The organism is Streptomyces sp. NPDC056948 (assembly GCF_042674225.1).
Classification (GTDB): domain Bacteria; phylum Actinomycetota; class Actinomycetes; order Streptomycetales; family Streptomycetaceae; genus Streptomyces; species Streptomyces purpurascens.
This window is the reverse complement of sequence record NZ_JBHUQX010000046.1, coordinates 20,669-32,661: the sequence shown is the minus strand read 5'-3', so window position 1 is coordinate 32,661 and position 11,993 is coordinate 20,669. Positions and strand designations below refer to the sequence as shown.

Here is an 11,993-nt window from a genome sequence, read left to right as displayed (position 1 = left end):
ACTTTTTTAGGCTGGATCCATGCCCACACCGCATCCCGTGGCGGAGCCCGCCTCGACGGCCCTGGCCGAGATCGAGCAAGCCCTCACGCGCATCACGTACCTGGCCGGCCGTACCCGGCAGCACGAGCGTCTGATGGCCGAGTCGGGACTCTCGCTGGACCGGGCCGCCGTGGCGATCCTGCGGCACGTCGCCGAGAGCGAGCCGCTGCGGCCCGGGGTGCTGGCGGCCCGGCTGTCGGTGGAGGCGTCCCACGTCACCCGGCAGCTCCGGCTACTGGAGCGGGCCGGCTACGTGACCCGCGTTCCGGACCCGGAGGACCGCCGCGCCCAGCGCGTCCGGCTCACCGAGGCCGGCCTGGCCGCGGCCGATCGCATGCGACGGGTGCGCCGCCAGGGCATGGAGCTGGCCCTGGCGGCATGGTCACCCGAGGAACTGCGGCAGCTCGCGGTGCTCTTCCACCGGCTCGTGGACGACTTCGTGACGCACACCGAGAGCGACCTGCCACCGCGCCCCTCGTAGCCGACGCGTTCTACAGCAGGTCGCGCGGCACCTTCTCGTTCCAGGTGCGGGAGAAGACGCGGCGGTCTGCCTCGTACGCGTCGAGGGTCGCGTCCACGAAGAAGTCCGTCTCGTCGCACCGGAGCTGGGTGTGTGTCACCACCCGTACGTCCCAGTCGTCCCGCCGGAACCGCATGGTCCATGTGGACTCGCCGGAGGCCGAGGTGAAGTCGTCGGCGACCGCCGTGTAGCGCTCGTGGGCGCGGCGGCCGGCCTCGACGCCGATGTCGTCGAAGCGGACCGTGCCCCGGTCCTTCATGATGTCCAGCTCCGCGTGGTAGCCGACCAGGTCACGCTTGACCTCCCAGCGCTCCTCGGGGGGCGTGAGCTGGCTCGCGGAGAGCGGGGGAGTGCCCTCGGGTTCGCCGAAGGGCGACGACGGCACCTCGTCGGGTTCGTCCACCGGCCGGACCGGCAGGGTGAGCGTGCTGGAGTGCTCGTGGACGCTGAGCAGGGCCGGCTTCGGCGGAGGCCAGGCCAGCGGCCAGTACGACGTGGAGAGCGAGAGCCGGATGCGATGACCGGGTGGGAACGCCTGCGCCACACCGTTCAGCGGGATCGTGGCGCGGTAGCGCCGGCCCGGCTCCAGCGGCTCGGGGGACTCCGTGCTGTCGCGGCGGGTGAGGTTCAGAATGCCGTACGAGACACGGGTCGCGGCGCCGTCGGGGCTCACGTCGGACAGCCGCGCGGCCACCATGGCGACCGGCTCGCTCACCGACAGGTCGAGTTCCACGCTCGGCGAGCCGAGGATCTCCACCTGCTCGGTCAGGGGCCCGGTGTCGAAGACGAGGGAGCCGCCGTCCTCCTCGCGCTGGTCGTACGGCAGGTCCGGGGGCGCGTTGTAGGAGGCCCACTTGCCTCCGAACTGGCCCACCGACAGCGGGGACTGCACGGTCAGCGCATCACCGCTCTGCGGCTCAGCCGCGTCCTGCGGCGGCCCGATCGTGTGCCGGGTGAGCGCATGAACGACCGGCCGGATGTGCGGCGACGGCCAGTCGGGCTCGCCGACCCAGCGGCCCGGCCGTTCCTCGTACGAGGTGGAGGGCGGCACGCTCTCCTGCATCCACGTCCGCAGCATGGGGCCGTCCATGACGCCGTTGTCGACGCCCTTGAGCCAGTGGTCCCACCACCGCACGAGCTCCTGGAGGTAGCCGATGGCGGGGCCGGGCTCCCCGAGGTGGGGGAACTTGTGCGACCAGGGGCCGATCAGTCCCTTGCGGGGCACGTCCAGGTTGCCGAGCAGCCGGGTCACGGCGTTGGAGTAGCCGTCCGCCCAGCCGCTGGAGGCCAGGACCGGGCAGCGCACACTCGCGTAGTCCTCGCACACCGAGGCGTGCCGCCAGTAGTCGTCACGGCGCTGGTGGCGCAGCCACTCGAGGACCCACGGCTCGGTGTGCTCCAGCCGTTCGTGCCACATCTCGCGCCAGCGGTCGCCGACCACGGCCGGGTCGGGCGGGCAGGTGGCGTAGGCGAACATGGTGCCCGCCTCGGCCAGGTTGTCCGACAGCAGGGCGCCGCCCATGTAGTGCATGTCGTCGGCGTGCCGGTCGTCGGTGAAGGAGGCGATGGCGATGGCCTTCAGGCCCGGCGGACGGCGGGCCGCCACCTGGAGCGCCGCGAACGCGCCCCAGGAGATGCCCATCATGCCCGTGCCGCCGTCGCACCAGGGCTGTTCCGCCAGCCAGGCCAGGACCTCCTCCGCGTCCTCCTGCTCCCGCTCCAGGTACTCGTCCCGCAGCACGCCTTCCGAGTCGCCGGTGCCGCGCAGGTCGACGCGGACGCAGGCGTAGCCGTGTCCGGCGAGGTACGGGTGGTGGATCGAGTCGCGTACGGCCGTCAGGTCGCGCTTGCGGTACGGGATGTACTCCAGCACCGCGGGCACCGGCTCCTGGTCCGAGGAGGTCGGGCGCCAGATGTGCGCGGAGAGCCGGACCCCGTCGGACATCGGGATCGTGACGTGCTCGTCTTCCTTCGTCGCGTACGGCAGGTTGGTCACGTAACGCATGGAACCCACGTGCTCCTTACTCTCGCGGGGTTTCACTCTCGCGGGGCGTCCTCGAGGGCGAGGCCCAGGGCGGCCACGCAGTGGTCGTACTTCTCCCGCATCTCCTTCTCGTCCGCCCCGCCGGTGAAGATGTGCGCCAACTCGTAGCTGTAGCTGTCCTGTCCGGGGAGCTCCGAGAGCCTGCTGCCCTCGTCGGGGACCACCTCGATGCGCACGCCCGGGTTCTCCCGCTCGATGCGGGCGATCTCCTCGGGCCCGGGCACCCGGCGCACCGCGCCGTCGGTGAACCAGCGGTGGTACCACTTCGCCGCCATCGCGTAGGGGCCCTCGCCGTGCGGCATCTGCGGATCGTCGCCGAGGGCGAGGCTGACCATGCATTGGTGGTTGGGCACGCCGTCGACGTACTGGAACAGCTCCGCGTGCGACTGGGAGTGCCGGGGATTGATCTCCAGCAGGCTGATCCCCTGGGTCCCCGGGTCGTAGAAGTACTCGATGCTGAACGTGGCCGCGTCCATGCCGATCTGCCGCATCACCCGCTCGGAGACGTCGTGGAGTTCGTCGATGACCGGCTGCGGCAGCGTCGAGGGGTACTGGTGGCGCAGGAAGCACGGGGAGTCCGGATACTGGATCGAGTCCAGGACTCCGTAGATCGTCACCTCGCCCTCGTGGACGTAGCCCTCCACGGCGACCTGGACGCCGGACATCGACTCCTCCGCCAGGCAGACCTGGCCGCCCACACCGTCCATCTCCGGCGGCAGGTCGATGCGCTCGAGGATGTGCTCGAAGGGGCCCCCGATACGGGATATGCCCTCGCGGATCTCGGCGACCGCCTTGCGGAACTCCTCTTCGTCATCGACTCCGAAGGCGAGCTCGGAGGAGTACGAGAGGGCGGGCTTGAGCCACATGGGGAAGGTCACCTTCTCCGGCGGGCTCGGCGGCTCGGCCGACAGGTCGACCCTGCCGAAACGCGGGTGCCGGTCGGTGGCCTTCTGCTGTTCCAGCCGGCTCCAGTACTTGTGCTCGCACTTGACCACCGACTCCAGGCTGGTGCTGCGGGTGCCGTAGCGTTCGCTCAGGATCGGGACGAGGGTGCTGACCGGGAAGTCCCAGTAGCCGACGATCGCGTCGATGCTCCCGTCGAAGGCGTCCAGCACGCCCTGGGCCTTGTCCAGCAACGTGGGCAGGTGCACCTCCCCGACCTGGAGCTCCTCGACGGTCAGCAACTGGTGAAAACGCAGCCGCTGAGCTCCCGGGACCTGCCGGAGGGTCGGCAGATTGGCCTCGTCGAGCCCGATCACGAATACGTTCTTCACCGTCTCATCAGACACGGTTCTCCTTCCGACGTCCGGCTAGAGGGCCGGTCTTGCAAGATCGTCGGAGTACCCCTCACACGTGCCGGCAATCCGTTTCGCTCAGAGGGACGGCTCGGCGGGCAGTGGCTGTTCCGCCCAGATGGTCTTGCCCGTGGCGGTCTGGCGGGTGCCCCAACGGTCGGAGAGCTGGGCGACGAGGAGCAGTCCGCGTCCGCCCTCGTCGAAGACGCGGGCCCGGCGCAGGTGGGGTGCGGTGTTGCTGCCGTCGGAGACCTCGCAGATGAGGGTCGAGTCGCGGATCAGCCGCAGCTCGATGGGGGCGCCGCCGTAGCGCAGGGCGTTGGTGACCAGTTCGCTGACGATCAGTTCCGTGGTGAACGCCGCCTCCGTCAGTCCCCAGGAGGCCAGTTGTCCGCCCGCCAGCTTGCGGGCCCGGGCCACGGCCGCGGGGTCCGGTGGCAGTTGCCAGGTGTGTACCTGCCCGGCGCCGAGCGCGGCGGTCCGGGCCAGCATCAGCACGATGTCGTCGGCGGAACGGCCCGCCAGCACGGTGCGCAGCACCCGGTCACAGGTCTCCTCCAGCGCGTCGGCGGGGCTGCTCAGCGCCTGGCGCAGCAGGCCGAGCCCGACCTCGATGTCGTGGTCGGCGGCCTCGATCAGCCCGTCGGTGTAGAGGGCGAGCAGGCTGTTCTCCTCCAGCCGCACCTCGATCGCCTCGAACGGCAGGCCGCCCAGGCCCAGCGGCGGCCCGGCCGGCAGGTCGAGAAACCGTACGCCGCCGTCCGGCGTGACCAGCGCGGGCTGCGGATGCCCGGCGCGGGCCATGGTGCAGCGGCGGGACACCGGGTCGTACACGGCGTACAGACAGGTCGCTCCGACCTGCCCCGACGCCTGTGCCGAGGGCCCGCGTACCTCCGGGCCCTCTTCCCGGTCGAGCCGCAGGACGAGATCGTCCAGCTGGGTGAGCAGCTCGTCGGGGGCGAGATCGACATCCGCGAGCGTCCGTACGGCGGTCCGCAGCCGGCCCATCGTGGCCGACGCGTGGATGCCGTGGCCCACCACGTCACCCACGACCAGGGCGACCCGGGCGCCGGACAGCGGGATCACGTCGAACCAGTCGCCGCCGATGTCCGCTCCGGAACCGGTCGGCAGATAGCGGTAGGCGACCTCCATCGCCGCCAGCTCCGGAGGCCGGTCGGGCAGCAGGCTGCGCTGGAGCGCCAGCGCCGTACGGCGTTCCCGGGTGTAGCGGCGGGCGTTGTCCACGCTCACCGCCGCCCTGGCGACGATCTCCTCCGCGAGCAGCAGGTCGTCCTCGCTGAACGGCTCCGGCGTGCGGTGCCGCAGGAAGTGCACCAGGCCCAGGGTCACCCCCCGGGCGCGCAGCGGCACCATCATCACCGAGTGGATCATGTGCTTGGCCACCGACTCGGCGCGGGCGGGCGAGGACCTGATCCACTCCCGCATCCCCGGATCCCCCGGTTGGTGCCGGGTGCCCCGGCCGCCGACCAGGGTCCGCACCGGCAGCGTGTTCACGGGGTAGAGCGTCGTGTCGCCGGAGGGGATCACCGACTCGGGGCAGCCCTCCAGCACCGACCGCTGCGCGGTGCGCCGCACGGTGACCGGCGTGTCCAGGGGCAGCGGTTCCGGCTCGTCACCCAGGGCGACGGACTCCAGCAGGTCCACGGTGACGAAGTCCGCGAACCCGCTCACGGCCACCTCGGCCAGCTCGTCCGCCGTCCGGGTCACGTCCAGGGTGCTCCCGATGCGGAGACTGGCGTCGTTGAGCACCGCCAGCCGGCGGCGGGCCCAGGACTGTTCCGTGGTGTCGAACACGGTCGCGGACAGCCCCTGGACCGTGCCGGTCTCGTCCTTCAGCGGCGACATGTACATGGACCAGGCGTGCGGCCGGGTCTCGCCCGGGGCCAGGCCGTGCTCCTCGTGGAAGATCATCTCGCCGGTGCGCAGGACCTCCCGCTGGAGGCGGTCGTACTCGTCGAAGGGCCAGGTGGGGTGGATCTCCCACAGGGTGAGGCCCCTCATCTCCTCCTCGGTCCGGCCCATCACCTGCGTCATGACCTCGTTGGCGGCCACGAGCCGGGCCTCACGGTCGTAGACCGCCACCGGCACCGGGAGCTGGGAGAGCGTGAGGTCCCACAGGGCCAGGGCTCCGGGCTCGGCCCTCCTCGCCGTGTGCGCGGGTGCGGTGCCGGTCACCAGCCAGAGCCGGCCGCGGCCGGTGTCCGTCAGGGGCGTTCCCCGCAGCCGTACCACGACACGGTCGCCGTCCCGGTGCCGTAGCGCCACCTCACCGGCCCATCGCTGCCCGTCGGCCACATGGTGCCGGGTGGATTCCGGGAGGTCGGCGGCGAGCAGTCCGCCGACGGCCCGGCCCACGATCTCGGTGGCGTCGTATCCGAGCAGGCGGCGAGCGCCGTCGCTCCACACCATGATCGCCCCATGGGCGTCGACGACGACCGCGAGATCCTCCGGTACGCGTACCTCCACGGTGCCTCCGCAAGTGACCCCGATCTGTTCCCTGCCCTTTCTGTTCGTGTCTGACCGTATTCGGGGGCGGGTACCCCTTCAGGCCGCCCGCTACCGCGACTCCCGGTGGGGTGGATCAGCGCTCGTGGTTGTGCATGACGTGCTTGGTGCGCGCGTAGTCGTCCAGGGCGTAGACCGACAGGTCCCGGCCGTAGCCGGAGCCCTTGAACCCGCCCCAGGGGACCTCGCTCGCGAGCACGAGGTGGGAGTTGACCCAGACGGTTCCGAAGTCGAGGCGCGCGGCGACGGCGTGGGCGCGGCGGGCGTTCTCGGTCCAGACGGAGGCCGACAGTCCCAGGGGGACGTCGTTGGCGCGCCGGACCGCTTCCTCCTCGTCGGTGAAGGTCTCGACCGAGATGACCGGGCCGAAGATCTCCTCACGGGCGACTTCGGCCCCCTCGGGGACGTCGACCAGCACGGTCGGGGCCACGAAATAGCCCGGTCCGTCCAGTGACCCGCCTCCGGTCGCCACGCGGACGCCTTCGGCCTTCGCACGCTCCAGGCAGCCCGTGACCCGGTCGAAGTGGGCCCTGGAGACCATGGGGCCGACCTCGATGTCCTCGCCGGCGCGCGGTTCGCCGACCGCCAGGGTCCGGACCTCGCCGACGAGCCGCTCGACGAATTCCCCGGCGATCGAGTCGTGGACGAGGACACGGCACGCGGCCCCGCACTCCTGGCCCGAGTTCCAGAAGCCCGCGACGCGCAGTGCCGAGGCGGCTGCGGCCGGATCGGCGTCCGGGAAGATCACGACCGGGGCCTTGCCGCCGAGCTCGAGGTGCACCCGCTTCAGGCTGCCGGCGGCGGCCCGGGCCACCGCACGACCGCTGGCGACCGAGCCGGTCAGGGCGATCATGTTCACGTCCGGGTGCTCGGCGAGCCGGGCTCCGGCGACCGCGCCGTAGCCGTTCACGACGTTCAGCACGCCGGGCGGCAGGAGATCGGCGACGAGTTCGGCGAACTTCAGGGTGGTCAGCGGGGTCTGTTCGGACGGCTTGATGACCAGGGTGTTGCCGGCCGCGAGGACGGGCGCGAGCTTCCAGGCCGCCATGAGCAGCGGATAGTTCCACGGCGTGATCACGCCGATCACGCCGAGCGGTTCCCGCAGGACGACCGACAGGTGGTGCTCGGCGTAGTCCCCTGCCGCCATGGAGGTGCTCGCGCGCACGGCACCGGCCATGAAGCGGAAGGTGTCGATCGTCATGCCGACGTCGTCCCTGGACACCGCGAGGGGCTTGCCGGTGTTCGCCGACTCCAGCCGGGCCAGGAGGTCGGTGTGCCCGGCCAGCCGGTCCGCGACGGCGTGCAGCACCTCGGAGCGCTCCTTCGGGACCAGCCGGGCCCAGCGGTCCTTGCCCGCCACCGCGGCGGCGACCGCGCGGTCGATGTCCTCGGCGGTTCCCTCGGGAACCCGGGCGATGATCTCCTCCGTACTCGGGTCGACCACGTCGATGCGTCGCTCGGACGAGCCGTCGAGGAACGCGCCGTCGACGAAGTGCCGGGCCGGAGGCAGGTCGGCCGAGGTGATCAGGGGCGGTGCGTCCGCCGCACGCCGGACCCTGACTGCTGTGCTGTGGGCGGTGGTCATGATCAGTTGCCCCCTTCGGGCAGCCGCGGAAGTGCCTGGACGAGAGCCGAGATACGCGCGGTCGTGGCCGCGTCGAGGCCGAGCAGCGGCTCCCGGGGAGCTCCGGCCGGGACACCGGCGGCGTCCAGGGCGGCCTTGATCGCCGGGATGAACGGGGCGGACATGATCGCGTCCATCAGCGGGTAGATCCGCGCCCACTCCGCTCGCGCCCGGTCGAGGTCGCCGGCCCGCAACGCGCGGTGGACCGAGACGAGTTCGGCCGGGATCACGTTCGCGGTCCCGGCCATCACACCGGCGGCGCCCTCGGAGACGGCGGTCAGCAGGAGGCTGTCCCAGCCGACGAAGGTGGAGATGACGTCGCCGTGGCGGTGGATCAGCTGCCCGGCCTGAGCCATGTCGGCGCTGGTGTCCTTGATGTACCGGATGTTGCCGACCTCGCGGGCGAGCCGTCCGACGGTGTCCGGCGAGAGATTCACACCCGTGGCGCCCGGCAGGTTGTAGAGCATGACCGGAAGGTCCACGGCGTCGGCGACCGTGCGCAGGTAGCGCAGCGTCTCGTCGAGCGTGAGCGGCTCGTAGTACGGGGCGACGACCATGAGGACCGAGGCGCCGGCGGACTGCGCGTGCCGGGACAGTCCGACCGCTTCCCCGGTGCTCAGCGCGCCGGTCTGCGCGACCACCGGCACGCGTCCGGCCGTCTGGTCGATGACGGTTTCGACCAGACGGCGGCGTTCCGCTCCGCTCAGCGCCGCGAACTCACCGGTCGATCCGCAGGCGACGACGCCGTCGACCCCGCCGTCGATGCTGCGGTCGACCAGGCGGCGCAGTGTCTTCTCGTCGATCTCCCCGTCCGGCGCGAACGGGGTGGCCAGGGCGGTCAGGACACCGCTGAGCTGTGACGACATGTCTTCGACTCTCCTCTGGTGATGCTGTGGACGGGGCGGTGGAGTCACGGGGCGAGCGCGGTCAGGTCCCGCGGGGTCGCCTGCCGGTCGGTGGCCAGCAGGCTCTGTGCCTCCTGCGCGGCGGACAGGCCGGTCTGGATCGCGGTCTCGGTGTAGAGCGTGCCGAGGTAGTCACCGGCCAGCAGCACGCGGCCGGAGCGGCGGGTCAGCGTCTGCTGGAGCCTCCCGCGGCCGGGGAAGCAGTACGGCGCCCCGGTGGGCCAGCGCTGCACCTCGGCCTCGACCACCTTGTCGGCGAGGCCCGGCAGCACCTGGTCCAGGTCGTCGAGGTAGATCCGGCGGATCTTGTCGTCGTCGTGCTCCAGCAGATCGCGCGCCAGACTGCCCGGCGAGAACGTCATGAGGCTGCTGCCCGGCCGGCGTTCCGCCTCCTCACCGCGCGCGATGTTGGACAGGTTCAGCGCGACGTTGAAGGACCGCTTCGGTGTGGCGATGGCGTAGGCGTCGTCCCAGACCTGAGGTCCGGTCTCGTCGGTGAGGAACGCCGCGCTCACATACGGGCCGTAGACGATCTTCGACAGGGCTTCGCGGACGTCACGGTCCAGATCGACCGCGACCCGGTGGCTGACGGTCGCGGGCGTGGCCAGGACCACGCAGCGCGCCTCGACCTCCCGCTCGGCGCCGTCCTGCCGGTAACGGACCACGACGGAGCCGTTCTTCTGCACGATCTCGTCGACGGTCGCGTTCAGCCGCACCCGGCCGGCCAGGGACGCGGCGATGCGCTCGGTGAGGGTGGACGGGCCGCCGAGGATGCTCTGCGAGAGGCCGCCGCCGATGTTCCACACCAGGCTGAAGTAGCCGACGCCGGCGCCGGCCGAGAGCTGGTCGATGTCGGCGGCGGACCGGGTCACCGTCGGTTTGAACAGGGCCTCGGCGTCCTCGGGCAGGTCGCCGATGAAGTCCTTGAAGGACCGGTCGTTCATGAAGTCGTAGACGCGCTGCTGGCGTCGGGCCGCGCTCTCGCCCTGCCGCCGCCGCACGACCCGGGCGTAGCGGGCCACCGACAGGGCGACCTTGGCGCCCGCCCTGACCATGCCGACGCGGGCCGACATGGGCATCGGAATGCGGAACGGGTAGCTCTCCACCCGGCCCTTGAGCAGCAGCTTGCCGTTCATCGACAGCCCGGCCAGCGAGCCGGGCACCGGGACCGAGTCGACACCGGTGCTGTTCAGCAGCCAGGCCGTCGCCGAGTCCCCGCCGGCGTAGACGTGCCCGCCCCAGTTGAGCCAGTACGGTCCGCGGCGCTCGGAGCGGATGCGGCCGCCGACCCTGCCCTCCGACTCCAGCAGGAGCGTGTCCCAGTGCCGCAGGCGCCAGCCGGCGGCCAGTCCGGCGATGCCGCCGCCCACGATCACTACGTCCTTCATCGGTGCCCTCCAGCACGGTTGCGGGGTGAGGATGCGGGGCCCGCCCGGCCCTTCACCGGGTGGTGAGGGCCGGGGCGGACGGTCAGGCGTTGGCGGGACGGCCGACGGGCTTGTCGCGCCGCGGAGTCAGCGCGGCGGCCTCGTGCAGGGCCATGCCGCGGGTCTCGGGCGCCCAGAAGACCGAGACGACGGCGCCGAGGAGGCTGATGGCGGCGGCGGCGAGCATGGTGCCGCCGACGCCCCAGGAGGTCAGGGCCAGGGGGACCAGGTATGTGCCGACGGCGGCGCCGATCCGGCTGGCCGAGGAGGCGAGTCCGACGGCGGAGCCGCGCACCTCCGTCGGGAACAGCTCGTTCGGGTAGATCCACTGGAGGATCTGGGTGCCGCCGATGATGACCGCGTACAGGGCGAACAGCGTCATGATCACGCCCGACGGGGCGTCGGGGAAGATGCCGAGCAGCAGCAGGGCCAGGCCCGACCAGACGAAACTGTGGATGACCAGGGGCCGGCGGCCCATGCGGTTCACGCCGAGCAGGGCGATCACGCAGCCGATGAGGAACATCACGGTGATCATGGCCTCGCCGATGTTGGCGAGCCCGCCCTCCAGTTGGAGCGCGTCCAGGATCTTCGGGCCGAAGGCGTAGATCGCGAAGAGCGGCACGATGGAACAGGTCCAGAAGACGGAGATGTAGAGCATCCGCCCGCCGTAGCCGGACCGCAGGATCGCCTTGATGTCGACGTTCTCGCGCTGCTCCGCCTCGTCCGGCAGATCGGCGATCGTGACGTCCGGGCCGTAGACCTGCTTCAGGACCGCTTCGGCCTCCTCGGCGCGGCCCTTGTTCGCCAGCCAGCGCGGTGACTCCGGCGTGCCGTGGCGCAGCAGCACGATGATCGTGGCGGGCAGGGCGGCGCTGGCCAGCATCCACCGCCAGCCGTCGTCTCCGGCCGACAGCAGGATCTCGCCCACGATGTAGGCGGTGGCGGCGCCGACGAACCACATGACGACCAGGCCGCCCAGCAGCGGACCCCGGAAGCGGCGCGGGGTGAACTCGGCCAGCAGCGAGGTGGCGATGGGGTAGTCCGCGCCGACCGCCATGCCGATCAGCAGCCGCAGAACGAACAGCCACACCGGGTCGGAGGCCCAGAACTGGGCGACGGAGCAGACGATGATGGCGATCAGGTCGATGGTGTAGAGCAACTGCCGGCCGAACCTGTCCGTCAGCCAGCCGCCCAGGAACGCGCCCAGGAAGATCCCGATGAGCGCGGACGCGCCGATCAGCCCCTGGGCGGAGTCGGACAGGTCCAGTTGGGGCGTTATCTGCGTCATGGCGACGCCGATGATGCTCAGGACGTAGCCGTCGAGGAACGGGCCTCCGGAGGAGTACAGCGCGAGTTTCTTGTGGAAGCGCGACAGGGGCGCGTCATCCAGTCGGTTTCCTGCGGTCGGGGTCATCACAGCCTCCGGGAGCGGTTCCCGGACGTGCCTGTGCGAGGCTGCGTCCAGGAGGCCAGGTCGGGGTTGATGTGCGGTTGCCGATGGGCACGAGCGCCGCCCGGCGAGCCTGCTGGCCCGGGTCGCGGCGAACTCGCGGTGTCGTGGGGACGCCGGCAGCGTGGCGGCCGGATGGCAACGAAGTATGTGAAGGCCACGG

Annotated in this window: 8 protein-coding genes; 1 reads left to right on the top strand and 7 read right to left on the bottom strand. The window is 71.4% G+C overall.

What is annotated here, in order from left to right:
* Window positions 1–19 precede the first annotated feature (19 nt).
* The gene (locus tag ACFTZL_RS08760; RefSeq protein ID WP_382579786.1) at window positions 20–520 is read left to right on the top strand and encodes a MarR family winged helix-turn-helix transcriptional regulator; all 501 of its coding nucleotides are present in this window, start codon (window positions 20–22) and stop codon (window positions 518–520) included.
* Window positions 521–530: 10 nt separating this feature from the next.
* On the opposite strand, the gene ACFTZL_RS08755 is transcribed toward ACFTZL_RS08760, so the two are convergent.
* From ACFTZL_RS08755 to ACFTZL_RS08725, 7 genes are all read right to left on the bottom strand, one after another.
* Entirely contained in the window at window positions 531–2,564 is a 2,034-nt protein-coding gene (locus tag ACFTZL_RS08755) for a CocE/NonD family hydrolase (RefSeq protein ID WP_382579784.1), read from the bottom strand.
* 32 nt (window positions 2,565–2,596) lie between these two features.
* The gene (locus ACFTZL_RS08750; RefSeq protein WP_382579783.1) at window positions 2,597–3,892 is read right to left on the bottom strand and encodes an acetyl-CoA carboxylase biotin carboxylase subunit family protein; all 1,296 of its coding nucleotides are present in this window, start codon (window positions 3,890–3,892) and stop codon (window positions 2,597–2,599) included.
* 84 nt (window positions 3,893–3,976) lie between these two features.
* Window positions 3,977–6,385, bottom strand: a complete 2,409-nt coding sequence (locus ACFTZL_RS08745) for a SpoIIE family protein phosphatase (protein ID WP_382579781.1) — start codon at window positions 6,383–6,385, stop codon at window positions 3,977–3,979.
* Window positions 6,386–6,500: 115 nt separating this feature from the next.
* Window positions 6,501–8,009, bottom strand: coding sequence for an aminobutyraldehyde dehydrogenase (locus ACFTZL_RS08740; protein ID WP_382579780.1), 1,509 nt, complete (start codon window positions 8,007–8,009; stop codon window positions 6,501–6,503).
* Between the two features lie 2 nt (window positions 8,010–8,011).
* The gene (gene dapA / locus ACFTZL_RS08735; RefSeq protein ID WP_382579778.1) at window positions 8,012–8,914 is read right to left on the bottom strand and encodes a 4-hydroxy-tetrahydrodipicolinate synthase; all 903 of its coding nucleotides are present in this window, start codon (window positions 8,912–8,914) and stop codon (window positions 8,012–8,014) included.
* 44 nt (window positions 8,915–8,958) lie between these two features.
* Entirely contained in the window at window positions 8,959–10,341 is a 1,383-nt protein-coding gene (locus tag ACFTZL_RS08730) for a flavin monoamine oxidase family protein (protein ID WP_382579776.1), read from the bottom strand.
* An 82-nt stretch (window positions 10,342–10,423) separates the two neighbouring features.
* Window positions 10,424–11,794: an MFS transporter gene (locus tag ACFTZL_RS08725; RefSeq protein WP_382579775.1), complete on the bottom strand. Its 1,371-nt coding sequence runs from the start codon at window positions 11,792–11,794 to the stop codon at window positions 10,424–10,426.
* Window positions 11,795–11,993: the final 199 nt, after the last annotated feature.

Coding starts and splice junctions, on each gene's coding strand:
- ACFTZL_RS08730 (WP_382579776.1), bottom strand. CDS start 10,341: ATGAAGGACGTAGTGATCGTGGGCGGCGGCATCGCCGGACTGGCCGCC.
- ACFTZL_RS08760 (WP_382579786.1), top strand. CDS start 20: ATGCCCACACCGCATCCCGTGGCGGAGCCCGCCTCGACGGCCCTGGCC.
- ACFTZL_RS08725 (WP_382579775.1), bottom strand. CDS start 11,794: ATGACCCCGACCGCAGGAAACCGACTGGATGACGCGCCCCTGTCGCGC.
- ACFTZL_RS08740 (WP_382579780.1), bottom strand. CDS start 8,009: ATGACCACCGCCCACAGCACAGCAGTCAGGGTCCGGCGTGCGGCGGAC.
- dapA (WP_382579778.1), bottom strand. CDS start 8,914: ATGTCGTCACAGCTCAGCGGTGTCCTGACCGCCCTGGCCACCCCGTTC.
- ACFTZL_RS08755 (WP_382579784.1), bottom strand. CDS start 2,564: ATGCGTTACGTGACCAACCTGCCGTACGCGACGAAGGAAGACGAGCAC.